The sequence below is a fragment of the Psychrobacter sp. genome (genome assembly GCF_049295055.1).
In the GTDB taxonomy this organism is placed as follows: Bacteria; Pseudomonadota; Gammaproteobacteria; order Pseudomonadales; family Moraxellaceae; genus Psychrobacter.
The window spans coordinates 117,939-135,195 of sequence record NZ_JBAQQF010000053.1 but is presented as its reverse complement, the minus strand read 5'-3'; the positions used below and the strand labels follow the sequence as shown (position 1 = coordinate 135,195).

The 17,257-nt window shown below is 42.4% G+C and carries 14 protein-coding genes and 1 pseudogene; 7 read left to right on the top strand and 8 right to left on the bottom strand.

The features are described 5' to 3' along the window. Positions 1-68: 68 nt before the first annotated feature. The 5 genes from WAZ74_RS08305 to WAZ74_RS08285 all read right to left on the bottom strand — a co-directional run bounded on the left by WAZ74_RS08305 (position 69) and on the right by WAZ74_RS08285 (position 6,026). Positions 69-899 (bottom strand): HpcH/HpaI aldolase/citrate lyase family protein, encoded by an 831-nt coding sequence (locus tag WAZ74_RS08305; protein ID WP_422307731.1) that lies wholly within the window; start codon positions 897-899, stop codon positions 69-71. 271 nt (positions 900-1,170) lie between these two features. Next, positions 1,171-1,935 carry an SDR family oxidoreductase gene (locus tag WAZ74_RS08300; RefSeq protein ID WP_422307729.1) on the bottom strand — a complete coding sequence of 255 codons (765 nt, stop codon included), beginning with the start codon at positions 1,933-1,935 and terminating at the stop codon, positions 1,171-1,173. Positions 1,936-2,158: 223 nt separating this feature from the next. Beyond that, the gene (locus tag WAZ74_RS08295) at positions 2,159-2,968 is read right to left on the bottom strand and encodes an SDR family NAD(P)-dependent oxidoreductase (RefSeq protein WP_422307727.1); all 810 of its coding nucleotides are present in this window, start codon (positions 2,966-2,968) and stop codon (positions 2,159-2,161) included. A gap of 3 nt (positions 2,969-2,971) precedes the next feature. Beyond that, positions 2,972-3,979, bottom strand: coding sequence for an NADP-dependent oxidoreductase (locus WAZ74_RS08290; RefSeq protein WP_422307725.1), 1,008 nt, complete (start codon positions 3,977-3,979; stop codon positions 2,972-2,974). A 229-nt stretch (positions 3,980-4,208) separates the two neighbouring features. Beyond that, the gene (locus tag WAZ74_RS08285) at positions 4,209-6,026 is read right to left on the bottom strand and encodes an acyl-CoA dehydrogenase (RefSeq protein ID WP_422307723.1); all 1,818 of its coding nucleotides are present in this window, start codon (positions 6,024-6,026) and stop codon (positions 4,209-4,211) included. A 227-nt stretch (positions 6,027-6,253) separates the two neighbouring features. On the opposite strand from WAZ74_RS08285, the gene WAZ74_RS08280 reads away from it, so the two are divergent. Then, positions 6,254-7,276 (top strand): GlxA family transcriptional regulator, encoded by a 1,023-nt coding sequence (locus WAZ74_RS08280; protein WP_422307721.1) that lies wholly within the window; start codon positions 6,254-6,256, stop codon positions 7,274-7,276. A gap of 15 nt (positions 7,277-7,291) precedes the next feature. Here WAZ74_RS08280 and WAZ74_RS08275 read toward each other — a convergent pair whose 3' ends face one another. Further along, complete coding sequence (locus WAZ74_RS08275; RefSeq protein ID WP_422307719.1) at positions 7,292-8,593, bottom strand: LD-carboxypeptidase; 1,302 nt, start codon at positions 8,591-8,593, stop codon at positions 7,292-7,294. Positions 8,594-8,909: 316 nt separating this feature from the next. Between WAZ74_RS08275 and WAZ74_RS08270 the strand changes: the two genes are divergently transcribed. Next, the gene (locus tag WAZ74_RS08270; protein WP_422307717.1) at positions 8,910-9,320 is read left to right on the top strand and encodes a YkvA family protein; all 411 of its coding nucleotides are present in this window, start codon (positions 8,910-8,912) and stop codon (positions 9,318-9,320) included. 128 nt (positions 9,321-9,448) lie between these two features. Here WAZ74_RS08270 and WAZ74_RS08265 read toward each other — a convergent pair whose 3' ends face one another. Together WAZ74_RS08265 and WAZ74_RS08260 are read right to left on the bottom strand one after the other, a co-directional pair. Continuing rightward, on the bottom strand, positions 9,449-9,754 hold the full coding sequence (locus WAZ74_RS08265; RefSeq protein ID WP_422307715.1) for a hypothetical protein: 306 nt from the start codon (positions 9,752-9,754) through the stop codon (positions 9,449-9,451). An 84-nt stretch (positions 9,755-9,838) separates the two neighbouring features. Continuing rightward, positions 9,839-10,411 (bottom strand): hypothetical protein, encoded by a 573-nt coding sequence (locus WAZ74_RS08260; protein WP_422307713.1) that lies wholly within the window; start codon positions 10,409-10,411, stop codon positions 9,839-9,841. A gap of 442 nt (positions 10,412-10,853) precedes the next feature. Between WAZ74_RS08260 and dnaQ the strand changes: the two are divergent. From dnaQ to nth, 5 genes and pseudogenes are all read left to right on the top strand, one after another. Beyond that, positions 10,854-12,559, top strand: a pseudogene (dnaQ, locus tag WAZ74_RS08255) (DNA polymerase III subunit epsilon). A gap of 149 nt (positions 12,560-12,708) precedes the next feature. Then, the gene (locus tag WAZ74_RS08250; RefSeq protein ID WP_422307711.1) at positions 12,709-14,391 is read left to right on the top strand and encodes a hypothetical protein; all 1,683 of its coding nucleotides are present in this window, start codon (positions 12,709-12,711) and stop codon (positions 14,389-14,391) included. 97 nt (positions 14,392-14,488) lie between these two features. Beyond that, complete coding sequence (gene nudC / locus WAZ74_RS08245; protein WP_422307709.1) at positions 14,489-15,511, top strand: NAD(+) diphosphatase; 1,023 nt, start codon at positions 14,489-14,491, stop codon at positions 15,509-15,511. 123 nt (positions 15,512-15,634) lie between these two features. Next, entirely contained in the window at positions 15,635-16,477 is an 843-nt protein-coding gene (locus WAZ74_RS08240; protein ID WP_422307707.1) for an RnfABCDGE type electron transport complex subunit B, read from the top strand. Between the two features lie 79 nt (positions 16,478-16,556). Then, complete coding sequence (gene nth, locus WAZ74_RS08235) at positions 16,557-17,252, top strand: endonuclease III (protein WP_422307705.1); 696 nt, start codon at positions 16,557-16,559, stop codon at positions 17,250-17,252. Positions 17,253-17,257: the final 5 nt, after the last annotated feature.

Sequence of the window (17,257 nt, the reverse complement as noted above, 5' to 3'; positions counted from 1 at the left end):
AAATAAGTTTGGTGAATGATAAACCATTATTTGCTTTCCTGCTACTTCGTCAATAACTGATCTAACAGTTAACTTAATAGCTGGCGACAGCGCTCAATCACGGGTGCATCGACCATATTGCCATCTATTTTAAATACGGCTTGCCCACTGCGCTGATACTCCTCTACTACTTGTTTAGCGAATTCAATCTCAGCATCAGTCGGTTGTAGCGATTGCTGGACGACAGCCACTTGCTTTGGATGAATACAAAGCATGCCGGACATGCCCATTTGCGACCACAACTGAACTCGCTGCTCAAGCCCTTTATCATCATCAAAATCGGTATAAACCGTATCAATAGGCGCTAATAGATTATGTACTTTTGAGTTGAGCAAAAGCTGATAGCGAATCTGATTGGCAATAATATCTGCTGCTAGAGTTCCCACTTGCACTTGTAAATCATTGCATAAATCTAAAAAACCATAGCTAAATGCGAGCAGTCCCGAAGCTTTTGTCATGCTATCGATTTGGTACAAACCAAGCGCTGTCTCTATCAATGCAATAATTGGTAAACCAGTCGCGTTATGAACTTTTTCAATATCTGCTGCTTGCTCCGCTTTTGGTAATATTAGCCCAGCAAGCTGCGGCATCTGCTGACACATTTTTAAGTCTTGCTCAAAATCTTCATTACCCGCTTGATTGATGCGCACCCAAATAGGCTGATAGTCCTCACTGTCGTAATAATTTTTTATTGATGTACGAGCTTGTGTTTTATCAACGTCAGCAACCGCATCTTCTAAATCAACAATCACCGCATCTGCACCACTAGCAAACGCTTTTGCCACTCTATCTATACGAGTAGCGGGAACGAATAACCAAGTCTTGGTATTAGTAAAACGGTTAATAATAGCTACTTGCATGCTTGGCTCCACTCATAAATACTATTTATAGTCAGTACGATATAAAATCGATACATTGATAAACAAGTATTGCTGAGATAAATTTTTCGTAGCCTCTGTAGTGCGAATCACACAGCAAGCAAGAAAAATTTATATCAGCAGTGTTGTATTGGTTTTAAAGTGACTCTACTATACTTAAAACATTAGTACTTACTATAACGAAATAAAAAACCGTATGCCATTTATAAGCATACGGTTTAAAAAGAGCCATTTTTGAATGACGATAGAGTAACTAAGCCAACATGCCGCCATCGACGACTATCGTTGCACCCGTCGTATAGCTTGAAGCATCAGACACTAGATATAATACCGTGCCAGCCATCTCATCTGGGTTAGCCACGCGTCCTAGTGGGATAGCATGTAGTGCCATCTTTAAGACTTTATCATTGGTCGTTAAAGCAGAGGCAAATTTAGTATCAGTTAGACCTGGCAACAAGGCATTGACGCGAATATTTAACGGCCCACACTCTTTGGCAAACGACTTAGTCATGCTAATAACAGCGGCTTTGGTGATTGAGTAGATACCTTGCTTATCACCAGCGACTAAGCCATTAACTGAAGCCGTATTTAAAATCACGCCACCGCCCTGCTCACGCATCATCTTGCCAGCGGCTGTCGACATAAAGAAATAACCACGAATATTGACTTCGACGGTCTTATCAAAAGCGGCTAAGTCCGTATCTAAGATATGACCATAATAAGGATTGGCAGCGGCATTATTGACTAAGATGTCAATTTGACCAAATTCGCTTTTAATATGCTCAAAAATAGCATCAATCTGCGCCATCTCGCCAACATGACAAGCAAAGGCGCTGGCTTTATGACCATCAGCAACAATGCTATCGGCAACCGCTTGGCAAGCATCAATCTTACGGCTAGACACAATCACATGCGCACCTCTTGATGCTAACAAACGGGCAATAGACTCACCAATACCACGGCTGGCACCAGTCACTAAAGCAATCTTGCCGGTTAAATCAAATAAATCTTTCATCATTATTCCTTGTATTTTTAAAAATATTATATCGCTTATATATTTTGGAGACATAGCAGAGCTGGGCAATGTCACTATCAGCTCTACAAAATTTATTAACTTTTTTAAGAAATTATCGATATTTCCAAAAATTTGAGTAGCAAGGAAAACGAGTGCAAGTACTACAATTCGTAGACTAAGCGAGTTTGACACCGCTAATCATATTTTTGGGATTGTCATAAAACTATCAAGCTAACATACCGCCATCAAGGGTAAAGGCATGACCATTCATAAAGCTGCTCTCATCACTCGCCAGCCAAGCAATCGCGCCAGACACTTCATCGACTTTACCTAAACGGCGTAATGGACTGGCATTAATAGTTGCTTTTTGGGCGCGCTCGTTCATCTTCGCCATGGTATTGCGCACCATTGGCGTATCGATAAAGCTTGGACAGACCGCGTTAAAGCGGATATTGACGCGGGCATATTCATGGGCAGCAGACTTAGTCAGCCCCATGACGCCATGCTTAGCAGCGCTATAAGCTGACAGCAACGGCGCAGAACGCAGACCAGCGATGGAGGCAACATTAATCACATGACCACCGCCATTGGGAGCCATACAAGTGACGGCGGCACGCATACAATGCCAGACGCCTTTTAAATTAACGGCTATATTACGGTCAAAATCCTCATCGCTTAGCTCATGCATCGGCGCAGGCTTATGATCAATGCCGGCATTATTGACTACGACATCAAGACCGCCAAGCTCTTGCATGGCAAATTTAAACAAAGCGCGTACATCATCGCCACTGGTAACATCGACCTTTTTAAAGACAATGCTATTACCAGCATCTTGCCCTTGCTTAGCAACGGCTACGCCCATATCTTCTGCTAAGTCGCCAATCACGACTTTAGCCCCGCGACTCGCTAGCAATAACGCACTTGCCGCGCCAATACCAGACGCACCGCCGGTGATTAAAATCCGTTTACCTGCTACGTTTGAAGCTGGCATATCTGCTAGATTACTTGACTCAATTCCATTTGTATTCAGTGTCATGACTTATCCCTCTACCTTAAGTACCAGTTTTCCGAAGTTTTCACCTTTGAAGAGCATCATTAACGTATCAGGGAAAGCCTCGATACCCTCAACGATATGATCTTTTACTTTTAACTCGCCTGACTGTATCCAGCTAGCGATATCTTTCATTGCCGTCGGGTATTCTTTAATATTATCAAAGACCACAATGCCTTCCATCCGGGCACGATTGACCAATAATGATAGATAGTTTGATGGACCCTTTACTTCCGTAGTGGCGTTATATTGGCTAATAGCACCGCAAATTACGATACGCGCATGCAGATTAATTTGCGTGAGCACATCATTTAAAATATCACCACCTACGTTGTCAAAGAATACATCGACGCCTTTTGGACAGGTTTCTTTTAACGCTTTTTTCACATTTTCATTCTTATAGTCGATTGCCGCATCAAAGCCCAACTCATCAATTAAGAATTTACATTTCTCAGCACCGCCGGCGATACCAACCACACGGCAGCCTTTGATTTTGGCAATTTGTCCAACTAAGCCACCTACGGCTCCAGCAGCGCCAGAGACGACGACAGTCTCGCCTGCTTTTGGCTCGCCCGTTTTTAGCAACCCAAAGTAGCCAGTCATTCCGGGCATACCGAGCACGCCTAAGTAATAAGACAACGGCGCAAGGTTTGGATCGACTTTGTATAGTCCCGTGCCATCGCTAACTGCATACGACTGGACGCCATTGTGACCTGCGACATAATCACCGACTGCAAACTTCTCATGCTTGCTTTCAATCACTTTGCCCACGGTACCAGCGCGCATCACCTCACCAATCTGTACTGGTGCGATATAAGATTTGGCATCGTTTAACCAACCACGCATCGCTGGATCCATTGAGATATACTCAATTTTAATTAATAACTCACCGTCTGCAATAGTTGGTAATTCTGACTCAGTATAATCCCAAGTCTCAGCGCTCGGCTCACCAACAGGTCTTGCTTTTAAACGCCATTGCTTATTCATTGTTGTCATTGTTTATTCCTTTAAAGTTTTTATAGAAAGTCATTCATATGCTTTGGTCGAAATAAAAGAAATATATTAAAGAACGCTCTGCTGGTATAAATTTTTCTCGCTTGCTGTGTGCTTTGCACTCCAGATGCTTCGAAAAATTCATCCCAGCATCACTATGGTCTTTTTAAACCAAATCGATATATAAATTACTAGAGGATGTTCTTATATTAAACATCTCCCAAACAATCTCTTAGAACCATTCTGCTTGCATATCGGTACATACTGCATTGTCATTATTTAACAGCTCGATATCGCGCTTAATTAATGGTAATTCCCAATCGATAAAGTATTTTGCTGCTTGTAGCTTGCCGTGATAGAAATTCTGTTTTTCAACATCCGCTGTATCATTTAATAACTGTTCGGCCTTACTGGCTTGGCGAATCCAAATCCAACTCACTACGATGGAAGCAAAAATATTCATCAATGCTTGTGCATTTCCAGTTAGCGTCAGTGCTTTTTCCGTCTGGAGAATTTTGCTTAAATGTACCAACACTTCATGTAAATGACCCATATACGGCATTAATTTACCAGCAAGTTTCGCGGCTTCTGGTGTGGTTTTTAGAGTAGTTGCGCTTTCTAAATCTTGGGTGATTTCACGTTTTAGAATTTGAATCCCAAGACCCTTGTTTTGCCATAACTTACGGAATGACAAATCTAATGCTTGCACGCCATTTGTGCCTTCATGAATGGGATTAAGACGGTTGTCACGCCAAAACTGCTCAGCCTGATACTCACGCGTGTAGCCTGCACCGCCCAATACTTGGATACCCAAATCATTAGCTTTTGGCCCATATTCAGACGGCCATGCCTTTAATACTGGAGTTAGCAGGTCTAATAACTCTGATAGCTCAGCTTTTAGTGTTGCATCTTCACAAGTATTGATACGGTCAATCAGGTTTGAGCCATACAAGCACAATGAAATCCCGCCTTCAGAATAGGCTTTTTGCGCAAGTAACATACGCTTCACATCACCGTGCTGAATGATAGCGGTGGCTGGATCCTCAGGTTTATTATTCGGTGCGATTCTGCCTTGCATTCTGTCTTTGGCGTAATCGAGCGAATACTGATAACCGCGATAACCAATCATCGCTGCGCCAAAACCAACAGCGATACGCGCTTCATTCATCATTTTAAACATGTAACGCAAGCCGAAATGTTCTTCGCCAATAAGATAGCCGTGACACTCGCCTACATCACCAAAGCTTAATGCGGTAGAAGTCGCCCCTCGATAGCCTAGCTTATGAATGAGTCCAGTTAAATGCACATCATTGCGCACGCCAACCGATAAATCATCATTTAAGCGATACTTCGGCACGGCAAATAAAGAGATACCTTTGACGCCACCAGGACCGCCCGGTACTTTGGCCAATACCAAATGGACAATATTGTCAGATAGCTCATGATCGCCACCTGAAATGTAAATTTTGCTGCCTTTGACACGATAGCTGCCATCGTCTTGTTTAACAGCGGTGGTTTTGATATCAGCAAGCGACGAGCCAGCATGCGGCTCAGTCAATGCCATGGTGCCCGTAAATTCGCCCGTTAGCATACGCGGCATAAAGGCATTTTTAATCTCATCGCTGGCAAAATGTGAGATGACATTAATCGCCGCAGTCGTTAAAAATGGATAAGCCGTCGTTGATGGATTGGCGGCCATAAAATAGCCTGCCACCGCTGTCATCACCGTTTCGGGTAATTGCATGCCACCATCTTCAAATGAATAACGACCAGCGATAAATCCTGACTCACGGAACGCATCAAAGGCGACTTTCACATCGTCTATCATGGTCACTTTTTTACCATCAAACTGTGGCTCGTTTTTATCCGCAATATGATTGTGAGGTAAGAATAGCTGGGTCGCAATTTTATTGGCAGTGTCCAATACCGCATCAAACGTTTCGCGGCTGTGTTCTGCAAACTTAGGATGCTCGGTTAAAGTTTCAGTACCCAATACATCGTACAATTGAAACGGTAACTCAAAGTCGTTGATAAGCGTATCTGCTGCCATAGTCATGTCCCTATTATGATGGTGATAAATAAGTGATGAATTAATATTAGTCTAATTTAACCCATTGCCGTATTGTCATTTATGACATAATTATGGTCAAATAAGACATAAAACTAGATATATACAATTAGAGACATACAGAGGTTATTAGCCAAGAAAACCGTTATTTTAGACAGCAGTTATCAAAAGATAGCTATGGAAAAACAGATAAAGGAATTCAGATATCTATGCCCTACTTTAAACCTTTTAAAGTGATTATTCTTGGCTTCGATGGCGTGCTTGGTAGCGTACTTGCTGGCGCATTGGATCTATTTTCATTTACCGGTGTCAGTTGGCAACGATTTTTAGATGAAGCCGTAGAACCCAGATTTAATGTACAGATAGCGAGCCTAGGCGGGGCAAATATTAGATGTAGCAATCGCTTAATCATACAGGCGCATTGCGATATTCGCGAGGTGATGGAGTGTGATTTATTATTAATCCCAACCATTGGCGATTCAATTGATAAGGTATTGAGGCAAAATAGTGAATTATTGCCACATTTAAAACGGCTAGCGAATACCAAAGCAGATATCGCCAGTAATTGTAGCGGCGCTTTCTTTTTGGCGGAGGCAGGATTATTAGATCATAAAACAGCGACGACCCATTGGGGCTATGCCAATAAGTTTAAGGCAGATTTTCCGCTGGTTGATTTACAAGAAAATCAGTTCGTCACTCAATCAAAAAGCGAGTCAAAAAATCAGTCAGGTAATATATTTTGTGCGGCAGGCGGTAGTGCCTTTTATGATTTGGGATTGTTATTAATAGAGCGTTATTGCGGGCGTGAGATTTCGACTCAAGTGGCAAAAACCCAGATCATCGATAGTAAAAGAGGCAATCAAAACAGCTATACCAATGTGACCTTGCATAAACCGCATGCAGACCAACTGGTCAAGCAAGTACAAGAGTTCATTGAAGAAAATTTCAAGCAGCCCATCCAAGTCAGCAGCTTGGCTACCATGGTCAATATCACACCGCGCACGTTGAATAGACGCTTTCAATCCGCTGTCGCCATGCGTCCGATTGAATATATTCAAGCGGTGAGAATCGAGCAGGCAAAACGCTTATTGGAATCAGGCGATGTGACGATAAAATCGCTAGCGGAGCAAGTTGGCTATGATGACATCTCATCATTTACTCGTCTGTTTAAACGCGCCACTGAGCTGACACCAAAAGAATATCAGGATAAGTTCTCACGAATTGCAATTTAGTATTCTTAATTAACATTAAGCAGTCTGCCATAACCCTTCGACATGAACCGCATCGGCTTTAATCGTTGGATAGTCAGTAAATGCCAACTGATAGCCATCAGCTGCATTAGGATTAATTTGACACATCGCCCCAAGTGGGAAGCTGTGTTTTTGTCCAATATGACCAAAGCTCATGCCACTATAAATCGGTAATCCTGTCAGCTTGTGCAATTGACGAATCACCGTGGCGACATCATAACGCTTATCATAGCTGTCCTCACCCGTACCCGATAAGGCACCAAATACAATCGCCTGCTGACCCTTAAACACGCCTGCTAAGTACAAATCATACAGCATGCGCTCGATACGATAGGTTTGCTCGCCCACATCTTCTAAGAACACAATGCCGCCAGCAATCCGTGGTAAATACTCGCTACCTGCCAGCGCTGAGACCACACTCAGATTGCCGCCCCAAATAGTGCCCGTTATTGTTTTCGACTCAGTAGTTGCCAAAATACTAGGTAAACTTGAACTGGTTAAAGACGCATCTCGAATGGTGATTGCTAAATTAGGGTTGGTTAGTGCTTCTGCAAATTGTCGACAGCTAACCTGATCGGGTTTGGTTTTGCCAAACTCGCTATAGAGCATCGGAGCAGCCAGCGAGCTCATGCTTCCTTTTGCCAGTAACGCACACTGGATAGCGGTCACGTCACTAAAGCCTGCGAGTATGCTGCCGCGCTCCTTCATGATACTACCCAATGTCGACCAATCAATCATCGGCAATAAGCGCATCGCACCATAGCCACCACGTACGCCAAGCAATAATTTGGGTGCTGCGATGGCACCAGTGGCGATATTTTGTAGATCGCTGGCTCGCTGTGAATCCGTACCAGCAAAACGCAGGTACTGCCGATTGGTAATCGCAGGGTTATCTACTTTAAAGCCCGCACAAGCCATGCGATCTAATGCCAATTGATTGCGTTCATTACTACCACCAACGTTGGAGCTGGCAAAAAGCCGTGTCTCAATACTTGGTATGATACAGCCCATTTGCGTCTGTACTGTCTGCGACGATATTGGTTGTGATGCAAAGCTTTCATCCAAAAGTGCAGTTGGCAGATCATCTTTGGTAAGTGACGTACTATTATTTGCATCAATTGTATTAGAAGCCAGCACCTGAGTTATGCCTTGGGTCGCTAGTAATCCAACACTTGCATTTATGCCGACTTGACGTAAAAATTGTCGCCTACTCAGCCCATCCGCTGTTTCAGTTACGGCGTATTCTTTCTCTTTTTTAGCGTTTATTAACTGCTGTGCAGACGGTATCTTTGAAGCCATATCTTGCTACTACCTATCAATTTTTATCTTGGTATAATTTTAAATAGTCTTTATTATAGTTTTAAAGGGTTTTTATATTTACTACCCATTCGCTTAAAACATGACAACAGCGTATTGTAGCTTATTTGCTAAAGCGCATAGTTGCTTAACTTTTACTCCTATTTACTTTTTCGCTATCTCAGGCCATGACATTGCTCAAGTAACCTGCATACTTACAATTATAAATTCAACAAATCACTATGGCGCAATATTGGCACACGTCATAACTTTGTTGTAATATGAGAATACCGACTGCTACTAAATGAGGATAATAATAATGTCTAATAAAACGACTGATAAACAGGGAAAGGATGAAGTATTAGATGCTGATCTTGAATACATCATTAACGAGGAAGAGAAGCTCAAAGAAAAACTAAAAGATAGCAGCCACCTTGAACGCTTTACCAAAGATTTGATGCTATTTATGAGTTTGATTAAAGATTACTATAAAGGCAACTATCGCGATATTCCTTACAAGACCATTTCAGCGGGAATTGTCGGTTTACTCTATACCCTCAACCCTATTGATATCATTCCAGACTTTATCCCTTTTATTGGTCATATTGACGATGCTTTAGTACTTACCTTTTGCTTAAAACTGATTGAAAAGGATTTGCAAAAGTATCAAACGTGGAAGAAAAGTCAGTCTACTGCCAAACCTAGTGCTAATTTAAAGAAAAAATCCTAGGCGTTTAAAGACATTAAAAAGCCACGGCTGATAATTAACTTATCGGTCGTGGCTTTTTTTATTAAAGTTAGCTAATTAACTAAGCTACTTATATGAGTTACTTATTATGAGCTGCTTATTTAAGTGCTCTAGTCAGGTACATTATAATTAGACTTTTCGGGATTAAGACCGAATGAATACACAAAAGTAGCCACTATGCTGTTCATAATAATAAATGGCAAATCAATAGTGATATGCCCAAGTATATAGCGACCGATTAGCCATGAGACAATCAGCATAATAATAAAGAAGCCGCCTAAGTATGCCAAGATGGCTGGATGCTTTAGATTATAAGGCTGCTCAGGTTTTGGCTGTTTATTGAGTACATAGGTTCTGATTGCCCAACCGGCGGCATAAGAGAATCCACCCAACACCACATAACTGAAAAAATTCATATTGTCCAACTTTACTAATAGGATGGCTTATAACAAAAGATGTTTTCGATAATTATTTATTGAATACTTATTTATAACGCTTACCTAAACACTATCGTTAACGTTATCAATAATGATATTGGCATGTGGATTGGCTAAAATATCAGTATTGACGTCATCACATTCGACACGGTAAATGGTATTGGCACCTTTATAGATATAAGATAAATATTCACTATCTAGTAGCGGATCGATATTAGCATAAACGGGTTTGACATGCGCCAGTACCAGCACTCTATCCGGACGACCAATGACTGCGTCGACGTTATCAGGGTCGATAGAGAAAAACTTTGGTATATCACTGCTTTCAATCACCTCTAATGGCTCAGCGTCATCCCAAACGCGCTTAGCGCTAGCTGGCTCTTTCATTTGCATCACCCACGAGCCGCCCTGTTGGCTGACTTTTATTTGCGCAGGCTCGTCGTGACTGACAGTATAACAACCTTCAAAGACCGACAAATCTGCTGCAGTCTCGACTGTTTTAGCATCGATTTTGCTGCTACTGCTGTCATTGCAAGCAGTCAAAAATAGTACGCTGCTCGCAGCTACCCCAACCATTAAGTGGCTGAGATTTTTATAAAAAATATTTGAGCGTAAGGACTTTGAGCGTAAGGACATAGTAGGGTTATCCTGCATTCGTGCATTAAAAGCTTTGATTGGGCGCGGTACTGTTTACGCGTTATCGTTTATGCGTTACTATTTAACAGTATCGTCTAACACTATTATCGAACATTATCATCAAGCATTACCATCAAATAACAGTATCAAAATATGTAGCATTACTGGCATTACTATAATTGCTGGCATTTTTACAACATCATCACGCTGACAATACTCAGCATCTCAGTAGATGTTTCATGAGCGTTTATATTTTAACAGAAAACGGCATGGTTACTGTTATGATATAGGGTTTTGCGTTTTTGTGCATGGCAACTGCCCATCCTAATGCTAGATTTGTTATACTTAGCCTCAGCATACGCAGGAATAGCCATCGTAAAAAACGTGAGCAAAACCTCTTCGCGCTACCCTATAATTATCCTTATTAGGTCAACAAATTTTTATGTCAGACAATCCTATCTCAGCGCAGCAATTCAATACCAATAACGCCGTGAATCCGTTGGCCGCCAAATCAGATACGACGGTTGCCTATACCGACGGTGCATGTAAAGGTAATCCTGGCGCTGGCGGTTGGGGCGCGCATCTTATATTTAGTGACGGGCGTACGCAGGATTTGTATGGTGGCGATAGTCAGACGACCAATAATCGTATGGAGCTGATGGGCGCAATACAAGCATTAAAATACAGTCCACATGAGCAGAATCTTGAGATTTGGACAGACTCAAGCTATGTTAAAAAAGGCATCACCGAATGGATTGAAGGTTGGAAAAAACGAGGCTGGAAAACAGCCAGTAAAAAACCAGTCGCCAATCAAGACCTTTGGCAACAGTTAGACGAGCTTTGCCAACCACGCGATGTTGATTGGCATTGGGTCAAAGGTCATGCTGGACATGCTGGTAATGAAAAGGCAGATGAGCTAGCAAATTTGGGCGTAACGTCTAGTAGTGAAGGTTTATCGATAGTGGAAACACAAGATACTGCTAAAAAAAAAGAGCAAGCATAGTGTCTGTTCAGCAAATAGCCTCTGATAAAAACCCCTCTACAAGCGATGATTGGCTAAAGTTCGATCCATTGGGTTTTGATATGATGAATGATGAGCTTGATGAAGAGCCATCAGATGATCCTATGCTAGAAAGCCAGACTCTAGAAAGCGACATATTAGACAGCTATGTAGCAAAAAACTCTGCTGCTGATAGAAATCATGTCGATGATATGGTGAATAAAAAGAACATAATAGAAGTAAATTACTATCAGAATAATATTAGTAAACCAATGACTACCAAAGATATACTGGAAGCCCAGACTATTATGACTGATACCACGATAAACGCTAATATGCCCAATATAAATACTGATATAGAAGCTGGTATGGATACTGAAATACCAAAATTCGATGGCGACACGAGCCGTGCCAATCCACATTTTAAAGCGCTGCTACCTCAGCCTATCAATCGTCATGAATCGGACCGCCAACTTATCATGGATACTGAGACCACAGGTCTTGATCCGTTAAAGGGCGATCGCATTGTCGAGGTTGGTATTGTGGAGATGATCGGGCGTAAGTTTACCGGCGAAAAGCTACACGTCTATATCAATCCACAGCGCGGCATGGATGAAGAAGTTATTCGGATTCACGGTATCTCTGAAGCGTTTTTGAGCGATAAACCAACCTTTAATCAAGTTGCTCAATCGCTTTATGATTTTATGGACGGTGCAGAGGTCATCGCTCATAACGCCACGTTTGATATGAACTTCCTAAATATGGAGTTTGCCAAAGTTGGTATGCATGACTTTGCCGAGCGGGTAAAAGTGACCGACTCGCTGGTAATGGCCAAACAGCAATATCCTGGGCAAAAAAACACCCTAGATGCTCTCGTGCGCCGCTTAGATGTTGGCAAGCAAGACCGTACTTTTCACGGGGCATTACTAGATTCAGAGATTTTAGCGGAAGTTTATCTGGCGATGACCGGTGGACAGGTCACGTTAGCGATTGAGGAAGATACCCAAGCAGATGGTGGACAGACTGCCCATGCTAGCTTTGCAAGTTTAGCCAACTTATTGCTTGAGTCGAGTATTAATGAGAACGCCAATCAAATTTGGTATGCTGCGCTCGCAGAAGACTATCCTGAGCTAAGAGCCAAAATGTAACAGACATTAAAATAGCTTCTTAAAATGGCCATTAGGAGATATAGTCTTGATTATTATAATGATAAGCGTTAAATCCTTAGCCACATACCTTTTTTAGTCTATTATTTAAATAATTGCTATTTTCGTCAGTATCTTATGGAAAAACAACTATGAATAAATCCAACCAAATGAAATTAACTGCGCCAACGCTGAGTGTGACTAACTTTAATCTACCATCGCTCCATTTATTGCACGATGAGATCAATGTCATACTTAAAGACACTGAGATTCATTTGGGCGAATTTACTGACGACAATAGCCAAGCACCTTTATTGTTAGATTCTATTATTGTATTAAAACAGCTGACTTGTATTTTTCAGCTCATATCTTCGGTCGGTGCAGAAACGCTTAACATAGCGGTTGTACAGGGCTTACAACAACTTTATGATAGTGGCGACAATAGCAATGTCGAATTGATTATGGATTTGTCAGAAGCCATTATGACGCTTGATCGTTATATTGAGTTCGTGCTGCTGACAGAATCAGTAGAGCCGACTTTATTATTACCTATTATTAATAAGCTCAATGCTCATAGTCAAGTTGCGCCTATTGATGCAGAGTATTTTGCTACTTTCGGTAATAGTAGCGTTATCATTGCCAATCCTGAACAAAACTTTCAAGCGCTTAATGAGCTAAATCTTGATAGTGACTTATTGACCTATGCTTATCGTACTGGTCTTGGCGTAGCTTTGATTAATCAAGACGGTAACATTAGCCAAGACGATCAGCAAAAACTGGATGCAATGTCAGCGGCTTGCGCTTTGATAGCGGTAAATAGCAGCAGTCTGTTTTGGCAAGCAGCAGCCGTAGCGGTCACTGATATCGCAACCATTTTACCTCTTAACTTGAGCCAAAAACACACACTCATTTACTTAGAACAGCAGTTCCAAAGCTACTTACCTGTGATGGATACGCGTTTCGCAGATTTGGTCAGTTTTGCCTGCCAGCGTGATGTTGAAGAAGCAAAAATATTACGTGAGCAATATGCGGCAAATCAGCTAGAAGATCCGCAACGCAAACAAATGGAGCGCTTCTTGTTCGGCCCTAACCGCGCGCTCACCGACACTTTGAATACGATCATTCAGACTCAAATCAATACCATTAAAGAAAACGTCGATAGCTATGCGCGTGGCGACTCCATCAATCCTGTTGATATGCAGACTTCTCAAATCATTGAAGATCTGACCACATTGAGCTCATCATTACATCTGCTGGGTCTATCAAATGCTGCCAATAGCCTTACGAAAGCAGCAGAAGCGGTGACTACGTGGCGTGCGCCTTCTCCTGAAGATTTTGACCATTTACTATTGGCATTGATGCATGCTGAAAATGCCACCATCGCGATGGCAGAAATGCATACGCCAGGTGCAATCTATCTGCCTTTGAATAATCCACATATTTCATTGCACCAGCTCAACACCGCCTATGATACGTTGATACAAGAAAGCCGTACGGCTATTGCTAGTGCCGAGCAAGGCATCAATGACTATCTAGCTGAGCCTGAACGCGATGTACTTAATATTCAAAACATTCCTGAAATGCTACGTCAAGTGTCTGGTGCCGTACGATTTTTGCAACTGCCAACGCCTGCTAGTATGCTTAGCCAGTTGGCGAGTTACTTGCAGCAACGTATCAATGGTGGGACCCGTATTGATGATGGCACATTAGCTTATATCGCTGATGTGATGATGGCAGTAGATCATCATCTAGATGGTTTTGAAAATAATCGCCCAGTCAGTAAGCAGGCACTTGATGTCGGACAGCAGAGCTTGAGCCAGTTACTTGCTGCTTAATAACTTGAGTCCGCTGCTTGTTGCTTAATAAATAATTTTAGTAGGCTCATATCTAAGCTGGTGTGAGCTTATCTTTGACCGTTTGGAAACTTGTTTTATGTCCTTTGCCTTTATACTTAATGACGAAACCATCTTATGTCGTCAGACGCCTAACGGCTGGTGGCCTTTGCAGGTTAAGTTGCCTCAATCAGATAATCCTACCGAAGCAAGCGCTAGCGACTATCAGCAAGCTTATCAAATTGGGCAGGTAGCACTATTTGAAAGCTTAGCGCCCACTCACTGGCTATCTAGTGACGATACAGATACTATAAATAAAGCGAATGCAAATACTCGCCATAATGATATAACCGCTGAAGCAGCCAGCGCCATTACTTATGACTATGCAATAGCAAATAATATTTCCTTACCCATAATTTTAGAAAGCGATGCTTTAGAAAGTAATAACTTGGCTACTAGAAGTTCAGACAACAATCACTTAGAAATCAGTATTAACGCCTTTGTCCCTTATCGCCTACTCATTACTCAGCTACCAGTCGCGCTTTCTGCCCAAATTAGCAAAGCCATACAGCTCTTGCGTTGGCAAGCAGATACGCGGTTTTGTAGTCGTTGCGCGGCGCCAGTTGTTCATGCTAAGCATGGTGAGCGCGCCATGGTATGTCAAGTTTGCCGATTGCGGCAGTATCCACGGGTACAGCCTTGCATTATTACCGCCATTACCCGACCCAATCCGCAAACGGGTGAAATACAAATTTTGCTCGCTCATCACCATCGTTACGTTCAGCAAACGACCTCTGAACAAGGTCTACAATACGGTTTAATTGCAGGCTTTGTAGAAGCCGGTGAAAGTCTAGAGCATGCGGTGGTACGCGAAGTGGCAGAAGAAGTGGGTATTAGCTTATCCGATATTCGCTACGTGAGCAGTCAACCGTGGCCGTTTCCTTCTAATTTGATGCTGGGTTTTCGAGCATCTTATGCGGGTGGTGACATTGTTATACAAGAAGATGAGCTATCACACGCCGACTTTTTCGATCTCTCAAATCTGCCAAAGATACCATTTAAAGGTAGCATTGCTTATGAGCTGATTGCACAAATTGCCAATGAGCAAGGTGTAGCGCTTTAATCTATAATATCATGGCATCATGCATCATTCGGCATTTATCCATATCGCCATTATCTTATTTATTCTACTATCAGCGCTCAATGATCATAAGCATTTAGCACTGATACGAAGGTTTTAAAGCACATGCAAAGCACCGTTAGCAAAAGCAGTATCAATATCCGATTAATCAATCTGCCAATCTTATTCGATTCGCTGAATATAGAAACGTTGCCTGCCGATATTCAGGAACAGATTGCGCGTATTGATGCCAGCCTACCGCAAACACAGTGCGGTCTCTGCGACCATGCCGATGGGTGCTTACCATATGCAGTTGCAATCGTTATGGATGGTGAGCCACATAATAAATGTGTGCCTGGTGGTCAGCCTGTAACAGATACTATTGCGCAGATTATCAATGCTGGTATGCCAACACTAAGCGCTGAATCTTCAAAATGGCCGCTAGATGTTACTTCTCAGCGTCCTGTTGAAGTGCGAGCCGTCATCCGTGAAGATGATTGCATCGGCTGTACAAAATGTATTCCCGCTTGTCCAGTCGACGCCATCGTTGGTACTGGCAAGCATATGCACACTATTTTCACCGATTTATGCACCGGCTGTGAGCTATGTATCGCGCCCTGCCCTGTTGATTGCATTGATTTGGTCACGGTTGAGCGCACGCTTTCGACCCCTGAGCGCACCCTTGAGCAAGATGATTTGCGCCAGCGTTACCATACCCATTTAAGACGAGTCAGTGAGCAGCTTGCTGATAGCAGCAACGACAGACCCGTGGTCAGTATGGTAGAAGCGAAACTAAATAATGCTGCTAGTCAGTCGTTAAATATCAGTGAAGCGCAAGCAAAAAACACCATTGCCGCCGCCAAACTACGCAGCAAAATTAAAAAACTAGAAAAGCAGCTTAGTATGCGAGCAAATGATAGTAAACAAGCAGAGCTTGAGGCATTGCAAGCAGAACTTTTACAGCTTTAATAACAGATAAATTTTTTATCATATAAAGCCATCAACTTATCAATTCTTATCATTCATAATCAAAGTAATAGTCAATGCCATGAGTAAAACCGTCAAACATAAAACTGCTGATACACCACCATCGAGGCGCATGCCCAATCGTGACGTACGTCCGTTTTTTGAAAAATTGGCAGCAACGATTGATGAGCCAGTCACTGAGCTGAACTATGGCAGCAATTTTGAACTACTTATCGCGGTGATTTTATCGGCACAGGCAACTGATGTGAGTGTCAATATTGCCACTCGCAAGTTATATCCGTTAGCAAACACGCCTGAGTCCATTTTGGCATTAGGTGAGGAAGGACTTAAAGCGTATATTAAAAATATCGGCTTATTTAATGCCAAAGCTAAAAATGTGATCAAAACCTGCCGTGATTTGATAGAGAAATTTAATAGTACCGTTCCTGATAACCGTAAAGACTTGGAATCACTGGCTGGCGTTGGGCGTAAGACGGCAAATGTGGTGTTAAATACCGCCTTTGGGCAACCTACGATGGCAGTCGATACCCATATATTTCGCGTTGGCAATCGGACGGGGCTTGCGACAGGTAAGAATGTCTTAATCGTTGAAAAAAAACTGGTTGAACGCATTCCAGACGACTTTATCGTTGATGCGCATCATTATCTGATTTTGCATGGGCGCTATACTTGTCAAGCACGCACGCCGAAATGTGGCGCTTGTCCTGTCTATGACGAATGTATGTTTAAGGATAAAGCGGCGTTTGTAGAAGTATAAATACA

What these genes read in the sequence shown, in the direction of transcription:
- WAZ74_RS08305 (WP_422307731.1), bottom strand. Translation starts at nt 899, where the DNA reads ATGCAAGTAGCTATTATTAACCGTTTTACTAATACCAAGACTTGGTTA.
- WAZ74_RS08300 (WP_422307729.1), bottom strand. Translation starts at nt 1,935, where the DNA reads ATGATGAAAGATTTATTTGATTTAACCGGCAAGATTGCTTTAGTGACT.
- WAZ74_RS08295 (WP_422307727.1), bottom strand. Translation starts at nt 2,968, where the DNA reads ATGACACTGAATACAAATGGAATTGAGTCAAGTAATCTAGCAGATATG.
- WAZ74_RS08290 (WP_422307725.1), bottom strand. Translation starts at nt 3,979, where the DNA reads ATGACAACAATGAATAAGCAATGGCGTTTAAAAGCAAGACCTGTTGGT.
- WAZ74_RS08285 (WP_422307723.1), bottom strand. Translation starts at nt 6,026, where the DNA reads ATGGCAGCAGATACGCTTATCAACGACTTTGAGTTACCGTTTCAATTG.
- WAZ74_RS08280 (WP_422307721.1), top strand. Translation starts at nt 6,254, where the DNA reads ATGCCCTACTTTAAACCTTTTAAAGTGATTATTCTTGGCTTCGATGGC.
- WAZ74_RS08275 (WP_422307719.1), bottom strand. Translation starts at nt 8,593, where the DNA reads ATGGCTTCAAAGATACCGTCTGCACAGCAGTTAATAAACGCTAAAAAA.
- WAZ74_RS08270 (WP_422307717.1), top strand. Translation starts at nt 8,910, where the DNA reads ATGTCTAATAAAACGACTGATAAACAGGGAAAGGATGAAGTATTAGAT.
- WAZ74_RS08265 (WP_422307715.1), bottom strand. Translation starts at nt 9,754, where the DNA reads ATGAATTTTTTCAGTTATGTGGTGTTGGGTGGATTCTCTTATGCCGCC.
- WAZ74_RS08260 (WP_422307713.1), bottom strand. Translation starts at nt 10,411, where the DNA reads ATGTCCTTACGCTCAAAGTCCTTACGCTCAAATATTTTTTATAAAAAT.
- WAZ74_RS08250 (WP_422307711.1), top strand. Translation starts at nt 12,709, where the DNA reads ATGAATAAATCCAACCAAATGAAATTAACTGCGCCAACGCTGAGTGTG.
- nudC (WP_422307709.1), top strand. Translation starts at nt 14,489, where the DNA reads ATGTCCTTTGCCTTTATACTTAATGACGAAACCATCTTATGTCGTCAG.
- WAZ74_RS08240 (WP_422307707.1), top strand. Translation starts at nt 15,635, where the DNA reads ATGCAAAGCACCGTTAGCAAAAGCAGTATCAATATCCGATTAATCAAT.
- nth (WP_422307705.1), top strand. Translation starts at nt 16,557, where the DNA reads ATGAGTAAAACCGTCAAACATAAAACTGCTGATACACCACCATCGAGG.